The organism is Prevotella sp. MGM1, from assembly GCF_002933775.1.
Classification (GTDB): domain Bacteria; phylum Bacteroidota; class Bacteroidia; order Bacteroidales; family Bacteroidaceae; genus Prevotella.
Genome location: NZ_BEWV01000177.1, coordinates 63,714 through 81,542, shown reverse-complemented (window position 1 = coordinate 81,542; position 17,829 = coordinate 63,714). Strand labels below are relative to the sequence as shown.

Here is a 17,829-nt window from a genome sequence, read left to right as displayed (position 1 = left end):
CCACATTATACTCTTGATACTCTCTCCCGCCCACCGGAAAAATCCGCTGACCCTTTGTTTGTCTTTTCTGTGTTTGTGGGCTTTATTTCGTATTATGGCAGTACGCTTTAGAAATATAGGTCATGGATTTTCTTGTGAGTCATGACAGGCTTGATGTACGTTGAAAATATGTGATTTCGGAAAGATCATTCTGATAAATGGTGACGTACCAGAGGGTATGAAAAAATAAATGCGCAAGTATCCGTAATGGGATTACTTGCGCATTTATGTCTTAAAAGACACAGTTTGTGTATCGTTTGCAAAGTGTCTTGGACACAATATTACGGTATATATCCGTTATTGCATATCTTTTTATGCTTTGTTCTCGGCGTCAATGGCCTTGATTTTCTCTCGCACAAGGTTCATGTCGTCTTTCAGTTTCTGAACCTTGCGGTTCATCTCGTCAATCAGGCTGTTGCCTTTCTTGCTGCTGGCGTTGAGGAAACCGAGATTGTTCTCGTATGTCTGAACCTCATTTTTGATTGCCTCATACTGGCGCATGAGTCTTGCTCGCTCGTTGTCAAGTGCGTTCTCGCCTTGCTCGGCCACGTTCTTTATTTTGTTTTTGAAGTTGGACAGGCGTCTGCGGGCACTGCTGATATTAAGTTCTTTGTACAGTTGGTCTACCACAGCGTGGAACTCATCGTACAGTTTGTCTTTCTCCTTATATGGTACATGACCTATCGAATTGTATTCCTCGATAAGCTTCTGAACCGCTTCCTGGGTGCGTTCCGCCCCTTCTTCGGTCAGGGCTTTGAGTCGCTCGATGACTCCGCGCTTTTTGTCAAGATTGTCGTGTTCCTCTTTATGCTGGCCGGATGTGGCGGCATTGCGCGCTTCGAAGAAATGGTTGCATGCCCCGAGAAATTCTTCCCATAGCTGATCGCTGATTTTCTTGGATACCATGCCGATGGTCTTCCATTCTTTTTGCATGGCGATGAACTTGTCGGTGGTCGACTTCCAGTCAGTGCTGTCTTTCAAGGCATTGGCCTTTTCGATGAGCGCGCGTTTCTTGTCGGCATTCTCTTTGAAAGTATCTTTCAGATTCTTGAAGTATTCTGCCTTGCGGCTGAAAAAGTCGTCGCATGCAGTGCGGAAACGTTCGAATATCTTGACGTTCATCTTCTGCGGAGCGAAACCTATCGTCTTCCATTCCGTCTGTATGTCGATGATCTCTTTCGTATGCTTGTCCCAGTCTGCCGAACCTTTGTTCTCTTCTGCGGCAATAGCCTCTACTTTCTCGCAAAGGACCGTCTTGCGTGCGAGGTTGTCTTCCTCCTTGGCGCGCAAGTCCTCGAAGTGCTGCTGGTGGCGCTTGTTGATCACAGTGGACGCAGCTTTGAAGCGTGTCCATATCTCATCGCGCAACTCTTTTGCCACGGGGCCTGTCTCGCGGTATTCCTGATGCAGTTTCTGCAGTTGGTGGAACGCGCTGATGAGGTCTTCTTCGTCTGCCAGTTTCTCGGCGGCCTCGCACAGGCGTGTCTTTATTTCGAGATTTTTCTTGAAGTCGTATTCGCGCGCCTCGCTGTTCAGTTTCAACAGATCGTAGAATTGCTCCACATACAACTGGTAGCTGCGCCATACCTCATTGGCTTTTGCGGCTGGAATGCTTTTGATTTCTTTCCATTCCTGTTGCAGTGCCTTGAAATCCTGATATGATTTATTGGCCTCCTCGGGCGAGGTGGCCATTGTTTTGATTTTCTCTATTATGTCGAGCTTCTTTTGCAGGTTGGCTTCTTTCTCGGCCTCCTGCTCCTTGAATATGCGTGCGCGTTTTTCCTTGATTATGGTCATCTCGGCTTTATATGCCTCTTCATCCTCGTCAGGGGTTATCTGATAGCTCTCCGGGTCGCCTCCTCCGTCGATGTATGTTTTTAGTTTGGCTTCGCGTTCGGCGATGTGCAGTTTGTAGAACACTGTTTTCAGGTAGTCCACTTCGTCTTTCGACGGTGCTTCGTCACCGTGAGCCAGTTCCTTCACTCTGTCGAGCACTTCTTTTTTCGTGGCATACGTCTTCTTCTCTGCCGCCGGTTCGGCCGCAACGGGCTGTTCTGTTGCTATTGTTTCTTCTGTCTTACCCACTTCGAGGATTTTGTCTTGAGAGTCCATCATTTAAACTTGTTTTAGTTTATGATTCGGTTGTTTCTTGTTAAATCATTCCGGTTTGCGGCCGAAATGTTTATTATTTTCTGCGCAAACTTAATTAAAAATATTGTAAACTCAGAATTTTTCTGTCGCTTTTTTTTGTTTTAACCGTCAAATGAGGCGTTTATGGCGGAAAATCCACCAGAATACGCCTGATATCGTGCAGGAGAGTACAATGGCTATCACAAATCCGTACTTGGTTGTCTCCATGCCGTTGAGCAGGTTCATTCCGAACAAGCTTGAGACCAGCGTGGGAACCATCAGGATGATAGACACCGAGGTAAGGGTACGCATCACGGTGTTCATGTTGTTGTTGATGATGCTCGAATAGGTGTCCATTGTCGATTCGAGGATGTTCGAATATATGTTGGTCGTTTCCCGTGCCTGTGCCATCTCGATGTTAACGTCTTCCATCAGGTCGGCATCCAGTTCGTCTATTTGCAGCTTGAATTTCAGTTTCGACAGCAGCGTCTCGTTGCCTCGGATGGAGGTGATGAAGTATGTCAGTGAGTCTTGCAGGCGGCTCAGGCCTATGAGCGACTCGTTGTTCACCTCGCGGTCAAGGTTGCGTTTGGCTTTCTCTATGAGGCTGCTTATCTGTTTCAACCTTTTCAGATACCACACGGCCGACGACAGGAACAGCCTGAATATCATGTCGACATGGTCTGTGAAGCCTTCGCCGCGTTTTTGCTGGAAACTGACGAAATCGATCATCATGTTGGTCTCGTAGTAGCATACCGTGATAGTCACATCCCGTTTATGGATTATGCCCAGCGGCACTGTCGTGTATGGCGTGCGCGAGCGTATCTCCTTTACGTATGGTATACGGAGGATTATGAGCATCCAGCCGTCGTCGTACTCATAGCGGGCACGCTCGTCGGTATCGCTGATGTCTGAAAAGAAGTAGTCGGGGATTTTAAATCTTTCTTCCAGTTCTTGTTGGTCGTCCTCGGTGGGACATGTCACTTGTATCCAGCAGTTGGGCTGCCATTCGTCAATGGTGCTCAGTCCATTGGTAGTGTTCCAGTATGTTTTCATTTTGCCAATCCTCCATGATTTGATTAACGAGCATGGGGATGGCCGTGATAAGCGATCCTGATGCTCTTACAAGTTTAAGTTTTCCGAGTGATAATCGTCCATATTTCCGTTAGAATTGATTTTATCGCTGCAAAATTAGTAAAAAATACCCGTAAACAGAAGCGGTGGGTATGTTTTTTATGTGCTTCGGCGCTTTTTTTGTTTTTCTGCGCTACATCTGATGTGTTCCGGTCGCTCCGCCGTTGTCATAATCCGTTGTTCTTTTAAACATTATGATGACGGATAATCTGTAAAAAGAAAAAAACGGATGCGAGAGTGCCGATAGCCTCCTGCATCCGTTTGGGATTGTATTTCATTCCGTTACTTCACCGGAACTTCTTTCAATGCCTTTTTCAGCAGTTCATAGAACGGCTCCACTGTCTCTATCATGGCACGCTCGCTTGTGGTGTGCGGAGAACGCATCGTCGGACCCATGGATACCACGTCGAGGTTTGGATACTTTCCGAGGATGATAGAGCATTCCAGTCCGGCATGGTCGACCTGTACTATTCCGTCTGTGCCGTTCAGCTCCTTGTAAGTGCGGAGAAGCAGGTTGAGTATCTCACTGTCGGGGTTCGGATCCCATCCACCGTAGCTTCCGGCTGTCTCCACCTTCATTCCTGCCATGTTGAAGCAGCTTTCCAGCATTGTGGTCACATAGTCTTTCATGTCTTCGCGGGCACTGCGCGGCAGTGCTTTGATGAGCGCTTTGCCGCCTTCGATATCTATTATGGCGAGGTTGCTCGATGTCTCCACCACGTCGGGATATGACGGTATCATGCGTATTACTCCGTCGTGGCAGGCATATATGGCGTTCACCAGGTTGTCTTGTATCTCTACCGGTACTTCGGTCTTCGGTGTCTCGACATCTTCTGCGTAGAACTCAATGCCGCTCTCGATACCCTTGTACTCGTCTGTGAAGTCTTCTTTCCAGTCTTCCACGAGCTCTTTCAATGCGTCAACATTTTCTTTGGGCAGTGTGAGCACGACCTCGGCCTTGAACGGGATGGCATTGCGCATGTTGCCGCCGTGCCATGAAGCCAGACGTGCCTCACACTCGGCGATGGCTTCACGCACGAAGCGCACCATCAGTTTGTTGGCGTTTCCGCGGCCTTCGTGTATTTCAAGTCCTGAGTGTCCGCCTTTCAGCCCTTTCAGGGTTATACGCACGGCGGCATCGTCGGTGTCTGTCTCGGTCTCTTTGTAGTCGAGTGTGGCGGTCACGTTGATGCCTCCGGCACTTCCGATGACAAACTTGCCCCATGTCTCTGAGTCGAGGTTTATGAGGATGTCACCGTTCAACTCACCTTCCGGCAGGTCGTTGGCGCCATACATTCCGGTCTCCTCATCGGCGGTGATGAGCGCCTCTATCGGCCCGTGTTCCAGCGTCTTGTCTTCCATAATGGCCATAATGGCCGCCACTCCGAGTCCGTTGTCGGCTCCGAGAGTCGTTCCTTTGGCTTTCACCCATCCGTCTTCTATGTATGTTTCAATGGGGTCTGTTTCGAAATTATGAGTGCTTTCCGGTGCTTTCTGCGGCACCATGTCCATGTGCGCCTGCAGTATGACACCCTTCCGGTCTTCCATTCCGGCGGTGGCGGCCTTGCGCATCACTATGTTCTGTGCCGGATCTTTGAATGCTTCCACTCCGGCCTGCTTGGCAAAGTCGAGCAGGAATTGTTGCACTTGTGCGAGATGTCCCGACGGGCGCGGCACTTTTGTCAGTGCGTCGAAGTTGCGCCATACGCATTCGGGTGCCAGGTTTTTGATTTCGTTCATGATGATTGTTCTTTTAAAGAGGATTTCGAGGCTCGATATTCGTGTAGTGGTAGTGGGGAGCCGGTAGTGGGACATTGTTTTGTCTTCATTCCGTATTTTATGGTTGTTCTCCTTTTTCTCCTTTGTTATATGATCCTTTCATCTCTCTTGGTTAATATTATAGTTTTGATATTTGTTCCGTAACGGTCTTTGGGGCTCTTCAATAACTGTTCAGGTTATTATTTTTTTCTTTGGCGTAATTCTTTTCTTTATCGGAAATGTATCGTTTCATAGTGTCATTACCGTTGTTTTTTTTGCTTACGCTTGTGATGGCTGGCAGTCAGTTCTTGAATGTGTTTGGAGACCGTGTGTCGTTCGGTTATTGCCATACAAAGACGTATCCCCGTTCTCGTTCCCGCTTCTCACTTTCCGAAAATCATCTATCGATTTTGGATATGCGAGTAAATGCCAATGCCCCCCAGGCCCATACACCCAGCAATATAACCAGCATCGTCTGCACGGTGTGTACTATAAGCACGAAGTACAGTGCTTTTTCTTCCGCTACGCCGTAGAGTATCAGCATCGTCTTGACGGCAAAATGCCATGGTCCGGCACCGTTGGGAGTTGGCACCACGACGGCTATGCTGCCAACCACGAATGTCACCAGGGCGCAGGCCATGCCAAGGTTGGCGGTAAAGTCAAAGCAGAAGAAAGTCAGGTAGTAGTGCAGAAAATAGCTCGCCCATATCCCGATAGTGAGCAGGGCGAACAGCGGTACGTTGCGTACATGCCTCATCGACAGCACACCCTGCCATATTCCGCTGAGCGTTGTCTTCACCTTATTATATATCGAGAGCTTCTTCATCAGCACGTGCAGCAGCCAGCACGCGGCTATTCCGCATACTGCCGTCACGGCATAGCCAGCGGGCGAGAATCCGCTGAGTACTGAGTCTATGCTCGTTCCCGTCTCGTCGAAAAAAGTGTTGAACACCCTCAACTGGAAAATAAGCGTCAGGCCGCAAACTCCCATCACCACGAGCGAGTCGATGGCACGTTCTGTCACTACCGTGCCCAGCGCCTTGGCAAACGACACTCCGTCGTATCTTTTGAGTACGCCGCAACGTGTGAACTCGCCGATGCGCGGCACAAGAAGGCTTGCGGCGTATGAAAGGAAAACCGAGTTGACACATGTGCCCATTCTCGGACGCTCTCCAAGAGGCTCAAGTGCCTGTCTCCACCGCCATCCGCGGAATGCCTGTGCCAGGATGCCGAAAGGGAAAGAGAGCAACATCCACGTCCAGTCCATCTCCTCAAGCATGAACAGGCCTATGCGCTTGAAGTCGAACCCGCGATACATCCAGTACAGTATGGCTCCACCGAGTACAAGCGGCAGCAATATCTTGACTGTGACATTCGTAATCTTCCTGATTTCCATATCATCTGCAAAAATACATTATTTTAACCGGAAAACAAAGAAAAAAACAGTCAAACACGGTGTAGCGGTGCCGCTCCTTAACTCCCTTTAACTCCCCGAAGCCGTGCTGTTCGGAAATTAAGCATTACCTTTGCCTGCGAATTATGAAGCAAGTAAGACCAAAGAAAAACCTCGGCCAGCACTTCCTGACCGACCTTAACATAGCCAGGCGCATAGCCGACACGGTAGACGCGTGTCCCGAAATTCCGGTGCTCGAAGTGGGGCCGGGCATGGGGGTGCTCACCCAATATCTGATGGAGAAACCAAGACCGGTGAAGGTTGTCGAGATAGACACGGAGTCGGTGGAGTATCTGCACGCCAACTTCCCACGCCTGAGAGACAATATCATAGGGGAGGATTTTCTGCGTATGGATCTCAACACACTCTTCGAAGGCCGACAGTTTGTGCTCACGGGTAATTATCCCTACGACATATCATCGCAGATATTCTTCAAGATGCTCGACAACAAAGACCTCATCCCTTGCTGCACGGGTATGATACAGCGTGAGGTGGCACTGCGCATGGCTTCTGCCCCGGGATGCAAGGCATACGGCATACTGAGCGTGTTGACGCAGGCATGGTATGACGTGGAGTACCTGTTCACGGTAGATGAGAACGTGTTCAACCCGCCGCCGAAAGTCAAGAGTGCCGTGATACGCATGACACGCAACAACGTCACCGATCTCGGGTGCGACGAGAGGCTGTTCAAGCGGGTGGTGAAGACCGTCTTCAACCAGCGCCGCAAGATGCTCCGGGTCAGTCTTCGGCAGATATTCCCCGCCGGAACTGTGGCTTCCGACTTTTTCGAGCACGAGATAATGACGCTACGCCCCGAGCAACTCTCGGTGGGACGGTTTGTCGAACTGACAAATTTGGTGGCCGGCCGGTTGGAAGAAAGGCATGTCACAGAATGATATCGGGGTGTCTGCCACTCTTCGTTGTATATGGAAGTGTATCGTGATGAGATTTGTATTTCGTGATTTTATTGTGTAAATTTGTTGCCGACAACAAAACATTCAAACATATAAATCATGATAAATATTTACAAATCTTCAGCCTGTTTAATCGGTGCGTACATGTTTTTGTGTATATTCATGTACTCATATGGTACTTTGATTTTTGACAAACCTCTTGCGGCTCATATCCCATAAGGGCGTTTGTTACATATTATATGTACTGTTCGGATGCTCTGACATACCCATGCCTTACTCTCGGCATGTGATTTTTTTCAGGATGTTTATTTGGAATTCATGCTCCCGGCGCTATGCGTCGGGAGTTTTTTTGTGTTGCGTCGAGCCGCTCGTTGGGTTCCATTCGGTATCTAAACGCAGTGTAACGGGATACTCGTTGCAATCCAACGAGTATCCCGTTGCAGTCTGACGGGTATCCGAATGCGGAATAATGGTTCTTACGTTGTCGCATGCTTGTGTTTCTGTCAAAAAACAAAGTGTTTTTCTGGAGATTGCATTGTGTTTCCCGTATAAATATGCTTAAATAGCAATCGAGGATATTTTGATATAATATTTACAAATTCCATATATTTGATTTATGATGGCCGGTGGCATACACCTGTCTTGATTTTAACTTATGGAATAAAGAGTAAAAATAAATACAAAATCTTTCATATATAAAATGTGTTTGTTTATATATTTTTTCGTATCTTTGCCACCGGTTGTCACGGTCTTTGCGAGACAGTGATAACGTGGTGGCTGATTGACAGCTTTTGATAAATAAAACAATCATGCCGCCGAATGACATGACGGACAGTATCGAAATTTTCGGCATTCGTCTACGTAAGAAATTGTAACGCATTGTTTATCAGTACTTTACTTATTAAGTGCGGATATGGCGGAGGAGTATCCTCAAATCATGAAAACCTTTACTCATCATAATGTCAGACGTTGGTACGTACTCACGTTACCGGCATCTCACAGGGGCGGAGCGCGCGGTTTGCAGCAGGAACTCGAAAGCAGGATACGCAATAACGAGCCTTTGTTCGAGTATTTTGCGCCGACATACGTCACAGGCAGGAACGTGAATGGCCGTGACGTGGAAGTGTGCAGGCCACTGCTGTTCAACTACGTGTTCGTTCGCATGTCGGAACTGGAAATCAGACAGTTCAAACGACGACTTCCGCAATATAATTTTCTGCCACGGATAACAGTCGGCGGCAGAGCTACTTACCCGTACGTACAAGACTCGGCGATGGAAAACTTCATGTGCGTCGCCTCGGCATACTCCAACAACATTCCAGCATACGCCCCCGACCCGCAACGGCTGGCCAAGGGAGATAAGGTGCGTATAAAGGGCGGTCCGTTCGACGGGGTTGAGGCGACGATTGTCTGTTCGCCCGGAGCAGGTATGCGTGAGATTGTCGTTTGCGTTGACGACTGGCTGTGGGTGCCGCTGATGCACATCGCTCCCGGTCAGTACGAAGTGATATCATTCGGCAGGCAAGGCAAGCGGGCGTATGCCGGTCTCGACAACGAGCGCATACACTCGGGGCTGCACGACGCGCTGTGCCGCCGTCGGCGGGGTGTCGCTGTCACGCGGCACGATAGGGATTTGGCCGAAGAGGCCGTCAGAAACTATGCCTCACTCACTCTCGACACCGACGTGATGCGTGTCAAGCAACAATCGCTCCTGCTCATGGCCCATACCATATTGGGACACACTGCCGACTGCCTGCGCATCATCGAGACGGCAAAGCCATCACTCACGCAAATCAAGGCCGGCCAGTCGCGAGCCTTGCTCCTTGTCACCCTCTACGGCTGCACCGGCTCCCCTGTTTACCGAACACTTGCGCACACCATAATATCTCCGTGGCGCGAGGAACCGAACCCGAAAAAAAGCAAAGCCCGCCTCATCGCCAGGCTGGATGATTATGATGAGGTTCGGGGCGGAGTGATGGCTGATGAAATGTAGGGCATTGATATTGCGCTGTTTCAACCGGCATTGTTTGGCCGGATAATCAATAAATAGTAATTATTTGTTTGCTGATAATATCAGGTTATGGAAAAGCAAAGCCGCTTTTCTGTATATGTCTGTTGTTTTTTTATATTCAATCTGTTACATGATTTCTTGCTTTGCTCCGGTTGATAGTCATTCGGATTGTGAAAGTATTAATGGCTTATGAATTTTTGTATATTAAATAAAATCAGGAAAAGTTTAAGTAACGGTGATGTTAGAAGTATTGCCGTAAAGAAGAATATCGCAGGTTCATTGGTTTTGAAATGTGTCAGTATTTTAGTATCACTTCAAATCGTTCCGTTGACAATTGGTTATGTAAATCCAGCAAAATACGGTATTTGGTTGACATTAAGTTCCATCATTGCTTGGTTATCATATTTTGATTTAGGATTTGCGCATGGCTTCCGTAATCGCTTTGCAGAGGCGAAAGCAAAGGGAGATATAAAGTTGGCGAGAGAATATGTCAGTACTACATACGCAGTACTGTTTTTGCTGTTTTCTGTTATATTGACAATAACTTTAGTTGTTAATAGATATCTGGATTGGAGCAATATTTTGAACATAGATGGTATATACAATGATGAATTGCATATAGTATTTGGCTTGTTGGCTTGTTTTTTTTGCCTGAATATTGTGGGAAGTGTATTTACAACAATGTTAATGGCAGATCAGAAACCGGCATTGGCATCATTGATACAAACTGGAGGACAGGTATTGGCTTTGGGATGTATTTATATTTTGACAAAGATCACGTCAGGAAGTCTTGGAGCTCTTGCTTTTGCATTTTCAGGTATACCTTGTTTGTTGTTGATTTTGGTTTCCGTTATTCTGTTTAATGGGAAAAGGTATAAGGCGGTGTCGCCATTAATAAGTTATGTCCGTTTTTCATTGACTAAGAAGATACTGGGATTGGGCGGACAGTTTTTTGTAATAATGGTCTCTATGCTATTTATCTATCAGATTATTAATATCGTTTTGTCAAGAGTGGAAGGGCCTGAGGCCGTTACGCAGTATAATATTGCTTATAAGTATTTCAATGTATTGAATATGTTATTTACGATTATTCTTACTCCGTTTTGGTCTGCATTTACGGATGCATATACTAAACATGACTATAAATGGATGCGTAACATAGTAAAGAAGTTGGAAAAACTATGGCTTTTATGTATCCCCTCACTGATATTATTGGTATTGTGTTCTGATTTTTTGTATAAGTGGTGGATTGGCGATTCCATCGTAATTCCTTTTTCGTTATCTGTGTGTATGGCAATTTTTATTCTGTTTTATTCCAGTGCCAATCTTTATATGATTCTTATTAATGGAACAAGTAACGTTCGTCTGCAATTGATTATAAATGTATGTTTTGCTGTTATCTCAATACCTTCCATACATATATTTTGTCGTTTATGGGGAGTTCAAGGAGTTTTGTTTGTACCGACAATGACACTGATTGTATTGACATTAGTTGGTAAGATACAAATAATGAAAATCGTGAATAATACGGCAACGGGAATTTGGTTGCGATAGAAATTATTTATATGCTTTATAATTGGATAAAACATCTCATAAAGGTTCTGGTATTCAAATACAGGTGGAGAGGGAAATTGTTGTTTGATTACAGTTGTAAGATTTCTAATCGGTCTATATTTGAAGGAATGAATAAACTTTATGGAAATGTTGTGTTTGATGGGTATCTTGGAAAAGGGTCTTATATAGCAAGTAATTCCATGATTATAGGAAAAGTGGGGCGTTATACTTCGATAGCTTCTTGTTGTACGGTTATTTTGGGAATTCATCCTTATACATATCCTTATGTATCCACTTCACCCGTTTTTTTTTCTTTGTTGAAACAAAACGGGCATTCTTTTACAGAAAACCAGCTTTTTGTTGAGCATAACTATGCTGAAGGCAAGTATCCTGTGATTATAGGGAATGATTGTTGGATTGGCTATGGTGTCAAAATGGTAAGTGGGGTCAGAATAGGTGATGGGGCTGTTGTCTTGGCCGGATCTGTTGTTACGAAAGATATACCGCCTTATGCCATAGTAGGAGGCATACCGGCGAAAGTGATAAAGTATAGATATTCAGAGGAAGATGTTGCTTATTTATTGAATGTATGTTGGTGGAATAAAGATGTGGAATGGTTAAGAGAAAATACTCTTCTTTTTCTTGATATTGAAAAGTTGAAACAAAATTCTGATGTTGAATTGTAAATCATGAAAACTGAATTTGTTGAAAATTTATTTGTTATGTAACAATTATGGAATTGAAAAATTGTGACCAGAAAATAGATAATAGATTACTTGTTATTTTTATTATTATGATTATAGCTCTTGGAGGAGCTATAGAAGGATTTAACAGTCATTCTCTTAGGTTTAATAATTTATGGAATTTGATAATTCCAGTGATTTCAATCTATTATTTATATGTGGTAAGAATAAAGTTAGGTAGTATATTACCTTTGATTGTGGCTTTAGTTATTGTTCTTATATGGCAAATCGCTCTTTATTATAAATTTGATGGATATAATGTACTGGCAGGTCGAATATATGATGTGCTATTTGCTTTTATAATAATAAGAACATTAGGGATTAAAAAGTTCTTTTTTTATATTGAGACTTCTGTGGTTAAACTGACAAGGATAAGTTTGTTTTTATGGATTATAATTGTCATACTTCCGTCAATAAGGGATTTATTGTCCTTGTATAGTTTGCCTATATATTCAGTCAATACATGTGGTGGAACATGGGGATTTTGGGGGTTCGCAAGTAAACTGAGGGAAGGAGAGGGTGTCATAATACGTAATATTGGTTTTGCTTGGGAGCCGGGACGTTTTTCATCTATTCTTGTTATTACATTTTTGATACATCTATTTAGAAATAGATTTATGTTGTTCAAAAAAAACTTTTGGGTGTTGCTATTAGGTATATTGAGTACTCAGTCGACAACAGGATATTTGACTTTCGGTGTTTGTTTGTATGGTTTGTTTATGAACAATAATGGCAAGAGATATAAAAAGGCTTTAAGTTATGGTATCTTAGGAGGATTTATTGGGTTATTCTTATTGGCTCCATTTATGTTGGATAAGATAAAATATGTGTTCAGTGAAGAGTCTTTTATTCAACAAGGGGCTGCAAACTGGTTTATTGAACAAGGAAAGGTTTATGTCCCTCAACGGTGGGAGGGATTGTATTTGGAATTTATGAATATACAGGATTCTCCATGGATTGGTTATGGAGATGATAAATCTTATTCTTATGTTCGCAATGTTTTGTTTCCCAAATTGGATATAAGGCTTTCAAATGGTTTATTGCAGATTATAGCAATGATGGGGATACCGTTAGGATTATTGTTGTATTTTTGTTTATATAAATCTTCTATATATATATCGAATTTATATAATGTAAAAGGACGTCTTTTAATATTTATAGCTGTTTGTACTATAAATATATCATACAATTTCTTTTTAGAACCGATATTTGTGGCAATAACTCTTTACTGCTTGTTTAGACCAAAATCAGATAGAATATATATACAAAGTAACATAATAAATAGTGGTAGGCGTTTTGAGTGTTAATAAGATTTATGCTTATGTGTATTTATGGGGATTATATGCATGAGTAATTGTTATAAGGTAAATAATTGGTGTATAATAGTTTTGTGAAAGTTATTCGAAAATAAAAAAATAAAAAAATAAAAAAATAAATATGTTACCTAAAATTACAATAGTAATTGCTACATATAATTCAGAAAAGACATTGGCTGTGGCAATGGAAAGTGTTCTTAATCAAACTTTTCAAGATTGGGAATGTTTGGTTGTAGATGGGGCTTCTACGGATAGTACCGTTAATATCGTGGAAGAATTTATTCGGGTAGATAAAAGATTTAGATTGATTTCGGAACCAGATAAGGGGATTTATGATGCATTCAATAAAGGTTGGCGTAACGCGGCGGGAGAATGGGTAATGTATCTTGGTAGTGATGATAAGTTGACTACTGATGGTACAAATGCTTTAATGTCCGTACAAACAAAAGATGAAGCTATAGTGAGCGGTTCTATTTTGTTGGTAAGACCAGATGGAAGTATCAAAAAATGGAAGTCAGAAGGGTACGATGGAAATCATCAGGCAAAGATGACAAGGCGTGCTTTACTTGAAAAATTCGGAGGTTATGATACTGATTATAGAATTTGTGCGGATACAGAATTCCATGTAAGGTTGAAGAATGCTGGCTGCAGGGTTTTAAATATTGATGATGATATTGCGTATTTTACGATGGACGGTGTTTCGTCAAAATTCAGTGGCCTTTTTATACAGTTTAAGGAGCGTTATAGTATTTATTCTAAAGATAAATACGTAAAAAATCCGTTGCTAAAAACATTTAGGATAATGACATTTAATATTTGTGCATTATTCTACAGAAGACTATTAAAGATAATGAAGAGATGAATATAGCCGTAATATTTGCAGGTGGTTCTGGCAACAGGATGAATACGAAATCCAGGCCTAAGCAGTTTTTGGAACTGAACGGTAAGCCAATTTTGATCTATACCATTGAATTGTTTGACAATCATCCGGATATAGATGGAATAATTGTTGTTTGTCTTGAATCTTGGATTCCTTTTTTGGAAAAGATGATTCGTAAATTTGAGATAAACAAGGTTGTAAGAGTTGTGCCGGGTGGGGAGTCGGGGCAAGATTCCATTTATAAAGGACTTTGTGCGGTAGAGGAATATGCCGCAGGTGACAATACGATTGTACTTATTCATGATGGTGTGAGGCCTTTGATAACAGAAGAAGTTATAACCGCTAATATACGGAAAGTAAAGGAAGTGGGAAGTTGTATTACTTGTGTTCCGGCTATTGAAACCGTTATTATGAGAAACAAAGAAAATCCGATGGATATTCCTAAGAGATCCGATACAATGATAGCCCGCGCTCCTCAGAGTTTTTATTTGAAAGATATATTGACAGCACATAGGAAATCACGTAAAGATGGTATTACAGATTTTATAGACAGCTGTTCTATGATGAGGCATTATGGATATGAACTGGGAATAGTGCAAGGCCCTATGGAGAACATAAAAATAACGACACCAACAGATTTCTTTGTTTTTAGGGCAATGGTTGAGGTACATGAAAATCAACAGATATTCGGATTTTGATGATGGATAGTATGATATTAAAGCAGGACATACATGATTTTGTGAGGTCTTTTGGTCTGTATGAGCGATTGAGAGGAACATATATATTAGTTACCGGTGGTACAGGTCTGATCGGATCCATATTGGTGAAATGTCTTATGGCATTGAATATGGAACATGATTTGGGTATAAGGATCACTTGTCCGGTTCGTGATAAAGAAAAGGCATATTCGGTTTATGATGATATTTTTAAGCATTTAAATGTTTATGTCGGGGATTTGATGGAGTTCATTGAAACAACAAATGAATCTTATGATTTTATTTTTCATTGTGCAAGTCCTACTGTAAGTAAATACTTTATAGATAACCCAGTTGAGACATTTGAACTGTCTTTGCTAAGTACGATAAAACTTCTGAAATATGCCAAACAGAGAAGTGTGAGAAGTTTTGTTTATGTTTCTTCATTGGAGTGCTACGGAAGTATATTAAATGAGAATGTGATAGATGAGAAAAATCAGGGGTATATAGATCCGTTGGATGTGAGAAGCTCATATTCGATGGGTAAGCGTGCTGCGGAAACAATATGTCATGCGTATTCAAAAGAATATGGTGTATCGGTAAAGATTGCACGTCTGACGCAAACATTTGGTCCGGGGGTATCTGCTAATGATAATCGTGTGTTTGCCCAGTTCGCTCGAAAAATAATAAATGGAGAAGATATAGTATTACATACATCGGGCGAATCTTCGAAACCATATTGTTATACGGTGGATTGTATTACGGCTTTGTTGTATATATTATTAAAAGGTGAGGATGGTGCGGCTTATAATGTGGCAAATGAGGATACTTATTGTTCAATAAAAGAATTGGCCTATTTTCTTTGTTCTAATTTTAATAAAGAAAGTAAAGTCGTTATGGAACTGAATGATAATTTGGGATATGCTCCGGTAACAAAGCTGCCTCTTTTATGTGATAAATTAAAGGAATTGGGATGGAGACCGAAATATGGTTTGTATGAAATGTTTGCTCGCTATATAAGTAGTATTTCTATTAAGACAAAAAATAAGTAAAATGAAAACAGATTTGTCACATTTGTCTTCGCTTCAATTGGCGGAGTTTGAAATCTTTAAGACTTTTATCAGTATTTGTGAGAAATATGGTATAGAATATCACATGACCGGAGGCTCTTTGATAGGTTTGGTGCGTCATAAAGGGTTCATACCATGGGATGATGATATAGATGTCTTGATGACTCGTAAGGAATATAATCGTTTCTTGGATGTAGCTGACAAGGAACTTCCGGACAGTATGTATTTAAGCCGATTTGAAACTCCAGGGCATATATGGCTTGTTCCTAGAATAATAGATAGGAATACTCGTTTTTATTTGAATAACGCTATGGAGAAAAAAGAAATTGGCGCGTGGATGGATATTCTCGTGTTTGACGGAGTTCCTGCTCCGGGGATTAAACGGAAGATATTCTCTTTCTTTTATTTGATGACAAGAATGTTGTATCAATTCTCGAATTTCAGTGTTGCCGTTAATATGAATAAAAAGCGTCCGTGGCATGAAGCGATGGCGATAAAATTTGCCAGGATGACCCATATAGAGAAAATACTGAATCCGGTAAGGATGGGACATCTGTATAGAAAGGTTTGCAGCCATTATAATTTGGACAAGATGGAATATGGAGCATCTTTAAGTGGTTCAATGATGTTGAAAGAGTTTATCCCTAAAAAATGGATCGGTAAAGGAACTTTATTGCCTTTTGAGGATGTGATGGTGTATGGGATCGATGATAATGATGTTTATTTGAGATATTTTTATGGTGATTATATGCAGTTGCCTCCAATTGAAGAACGTAACAGGCATAATGTGACAAAAGTTGAATAAAATGGAAATGTAATAATTACATCAACGATATATCTAAAATTTTGAAAATGATAAAAGGACAACATTTAACCGGATGGGTGTTCTGAGATAGAAAATATAAATAATAATTATTATAATGGCAGAAAAAAAACTGAACGGTACGGTGATTGTTACTTACCGATGCAATGCGCGGTGTTCTATGTGCAACCGCTATAAGGCACCGTCAAAACCGGAGGAAGAGATTTCGATAGATACAATCAAGAAACTTCCGAAGATGTATTTTACCAATATTACTGGTGGTGAGCCTTTCATACGTACTGATTTGAAAGACGTGGTGAGAGAGCTTTATAGGAAGAGTGACCGTATCGTAATCTCGACAAACGGATTTTTTACAGACAGAATAATCGACCTGTGTAAGGAGTTTCCGCAGATAGGAATCCGTATCTCCATAGAGGGATTGGAGCAGACAAACAATGAGATACGCGGTCTTAACGACGGATTTAACCGTGGATACATCACTTTGAAAAAGCTGCGCGAGATGGGAATGAAGGATGTCGGTTTCGGAATGACCGTGCAGGATAAAAATGCTCCTGATCTCGTTCCTCTTTATAATCTAAGTAACGAGATGGGGATGGAGTTTGCCACGGCATCGCTACACAACTCATTCTACTTTGTTGAGGCGAAGAACATCATCAACGACCGTCCCATGGTGGCAAAGAACTTTGAACATTTGGTTAATGAACTGTTGAAGTCCAATTCTCCGAAGAAATGGTTCCGTGCGTATTTCAATCACGGGCTGATTAATTATATTTATGGCCGGACACGTCTTTTGCCTTGCGATATGAGTTTCGACACGTTTTTCATCGATCCATATGGAGATGTGATGCCTTGTAACGGTACAAAGGACAAGGAGGTTATGGGGAATCTTAACCGTCAGACGTGGGATGAATTGTGGAACTCTTCCGAGGCGGAAGAAGTGCGGAAGAAGGTTAGGCATTGCAACCGCAACTGCTGGATGATAGGCTCCGTGAGTCCTGCGATGCATAAGTATATCCGTATTCCGCTACTTTGGGTTTTGAAGCATAAGTTGAAGTCTTTGTTAGGTGGCAAATACTCCATGTATGAAAACAAGGTGTGTTGCGACTATCGTGACGGAAAAGTGACCAAAGAGCAGCTTGATCGTTGCTCCACTTGCGATTTACATGCAGACATAAACAACGGACTTTCAGATGTGTCCAAAGAGGCTCTGCGTGGCAGGCGTGGCGAAGATATCGTCAATGACGACGTTGCCGGTCAGGGTTATGAGGCGACGAAGGCTGAGACAGACCGTGAGATTGAAATAAAGTAA

General features: G+C 42.7%; 14 protein-coding genes. 10 read left to right on the top strand and 4 right to left on the bottom strand.

Features of this window, described 5'->3' with window-relative positions:
• Positions 1-351 precede the first annotated feature (351 nt).
• From MoGM_RS06885 to MoGM_RS06870, 4 genes are all read right to left on the bottom strand, one after another.
• Complete coding sequence (locus MoGM_RS06885) at positions 352-2,154, bottom strand: DUF349 domain-containing protein (protein ID WP_104369363.1); 1,803 nt, start codon at positions 2,152-2,154, stop codon at positions 352-354.
• A gap of 144 nt (positions 2,155-2,298) precedes the next feature.
• The gene (locus MoGM_RS06880; RefSeq protein ID WP_104369362.1) at positions 2,299-3,225 is read right to left on the bottom strand and encodes a magnesium transporter CorA family protein; all 927 of its coding nucleotides are present in this window, start codon (positions 3,223-3,225) and stop codon (positions 2,299-2,301) included.
• A gap of 360 nt (positions 3,226-3,585) precedes the next feature.
• On the bottom strand, positions 3,586-5,043 hold the full coding sequence (locus MoGM_RS06875) for an aminoacyl-histidine dipeptidase (RefSeq protein ID WP_104369361.1): 1,458 nt from the start codon (positions 5,041-5,043) through the stop codon (positions 3,586-3,588).
• A gap of 415 nt (positions 5,044-5,458) precedes the next feature.
• Complete coding sequence (locus tag MoGM_RS06870; RefSeq protein WP_104369360.1) at positions 5,459-6,457, bottom strand: lysylphosphatidylglycerol synthase transmembrane domain-containing protein; 999 nt, start codon at positions 6,455-6,457, stop codon at positions 5,459-5,461.
• A gap of 143 nt (positions 6,458-6,600) precedes the next feature.
• Between MoGM_RS06870 and rsmA the strand changes: the two genes are divergently transcribed.
• The 10 genes from rsmA to MoGM_RS06820 all read left to right on the top strand — a co-directional run bounded on the left by rsmA (position 6,601) and on the right by MoGM_RS06820 (position 17,829).
• Positions 6,601-7,410 (top strand): 16S rRNA (adenine(1518)-N(6)/adenine(1519)-N(6))-dimethyltransferase RsmA, encoded by an 810-nt coding sequence (gene rsmA / locus MoGM_RS06865; RefSeq protein WP_104369359.1) that lies wholly within the window; start codon positions 6,601-6,603, stop codon positions 7,408-7,410.
• Between the two features lie 955 nt (positions 7,411-8,365).
• Positions 8,366-9,421 (top strand): transcriptional regulator, encoded by a 1,056-nt coding sequence (locus tag MoGM_RS06860; RefSeq protein WP_104369374.1) that lies wholly within the window; start codon positions 8,366-8,368, stop codon positions 9,419-9,421.
• A gap of 207 nt (positions 9,422-9,628) precedes the next feature.
• Positions 9,629-10,993, top strand: coding sequence for a lipopolysaccharide biosynthesis protein (locus MoGM_RS06855; RefSeq protein ID WP_104369358.1), 1,365 nt, complete (start codon positions 9,629-9,631; stop codon positions 10,991-10,993).
• Between the two features lie 128 nt (positions 10,994-11,121).
• A complete protein-coding gene (locus MoGM_RS06850; protein WP_275936841.1) occupies positions 11,122-11,679 on the top strand; it encodes a CatB-related O-acetyltransferase in 558 nt (185 codons plus the stop codon).
• A 47-nt stretch (positions 11,680-11,726) separates the two neighbouring features.
• A complete protein-coding gene (locus tag MoGM_RS06845; RefSeq protein ID WP_104369357.1) occupies positions 11,727-13,043 on the top strand; it encodes an O-antigen ligase family protein in 1,317 nt (438 codons plus the stop codon).
• Between the two features lie 130 nt (positions 13,044-13,173).
• Positions 13,174-13,914: a glycosyltransferase family 2 protein gene (locus MoGM_RS06840; protein ID WP_104369356.1), complete on the top strand. Its 741-nt coding sequence runs from the start codon at positions 13,174-13,176 to the stop codon at positions 13,912-13,914.
• On the top strand, positions 13,911-14,630 hold the full coding sequence (locus MoGM_RS06835; RefSeq protein ID WP_104369355.1) for a 2-C-methyl-D-erythritol 4-phosphate cytidylyltransferase: 720 nt from the start codon (positions 13,911-13,913) through the stop codon (positions 14,628-14,630). The genes MoGM_RS06840 and MoGM_RS06835 overlap by 4 nt, the downstream gene beginning before the upstream one ends.
• Positions 14,630-15,679 (top strand): NAD(P)-dependent oxidoreductase, encoded by a 1,050-nt coding sequence (locus tag MoGM_RS06830; RefSeq protein ID WP_104369354.1) that lies wholly within the window; start codon positions 14,630-14,632, stop codon positions 15,677-15,679. The genes MoGM_RS06835 and MoGM_RS06830 overlap by 1 nt, the downstream gene beginning before the upstream one ends.
• A gap of 1 nt (position 15,680) precedes the next feature.
• Positions 15,681-16,502 carry a phosphorylcholine transferase LicD gene (locus MoGM_RS06825; RefSeq protein WP_104369353.1) on the top strand — a complete coding sequence of 274 codons (822 nt, stop codon included), beginning with the start codon at positions 15,681-15,683 and terminating at the stop codon, positions 16,500-16,502.
• A gap of 115 nt (positions 16,503-16,617) precedes the next feature.
• A complete protein-coding gene (locus MoGM_RS06820; RefSeq protein ID WP_104369352.1) occupies positions 16,618-17,829 on the top strand; it encodes a radical SAM protein in 1,212 nt (403 codons plus the stop codon).

Coding starts and splice junctions, on each gene's coding strand:
- MoGM_RS06885 (WP_104369363.1), bottom strand. CDS start 2,154: ATGATGGACTCTCAAGACAAAATCCTCGAAGTGGGTAAGACAGAAGAA.
- MoGM_RS06880 (WP_104369362.1), bottom strand. CDS start 3,225: ATGAAAACATACTGGAACACTACCAATGGACTGAGCACCATTGACGAA.
- MoGM_RS06875 (WP_104369361.1), bottom strand. CDS start 5,043: ATGAACGAAATCAAAAACCTGGCACCCGAATGCGTATGGCGCAACTTC.
- MoGM_RS06870 (WP_104369360.1), bottom strand. CDS start 6,457: ATGGAAATCAGGAAGATTACGAATGTCACAGTCAAGATATTGCTGCCG.
- rsmA (WP_104369359.1), top strand. CDS start 6,601: ATGAAGCAAGTAAGACCAAAGAAAAACCTCGGCCAGCACTTCCTGACC.
- MoGM_RS06860 (WP_104369374.1), top strand. CDS start 8,366: ATGAAAACCTTTACTCATCATAATGTCAGACGTTGGTACGTACTCACG.
- MoGM_RS06855 (WP_104369358.1), top strand. CDS start 9,629: ATGAATTTTTGTATATTAAATAAAATCAGGAAAAGTTTAAGTAACGGT.
- MoGM_RS06850 (WP_275936841.1), top strand. CDS start 11,122: ATGAATAAACTTTATGGAAATGTTGTGTTTGATGGGTATCTTGGAAAA.
- MoGM_RS06845 (WP_104369357.1), top strand. CDS start 11,727: ATGGAATTGAAAAATTGTGACCAGAAAATAGATAATAGATTACTTGTT.
- MoGM_RS06840 (WP_104369356.1), top strand. CDS start 13,174: ATGTTACCTAAAATTACAATAGTAATTGCTACATATAATTCAGAAAAG.
- MoGM_RS06835 (WP_104369355.1), top strand. CDS start 13,911: ATGAATATAGCCGTAATATTTGCAGGTGGTTCTGGCAACAGGATGAAT.
- MoGM_RS06830 (WP_104369354.1), top strand. CDS start 14,630: ATGATGGATAGTATGATATTAAAGCAGGACATACATGATTTTGTGAGG.
- MoGM_RS06825 (WP_104369353.1), top strand. CDS start 15,681: ATGAAAACAGATTTGTCACATTTGTCTTCGCTTCAATTGGCGGAGTTT.
- MoGM_RS06820 (WP_104369352.1), top strand. CDS start 16,618: ATGGCAGAAAAAAAACTGAACGGTACGGTGATTGTTACTTACCGATGC.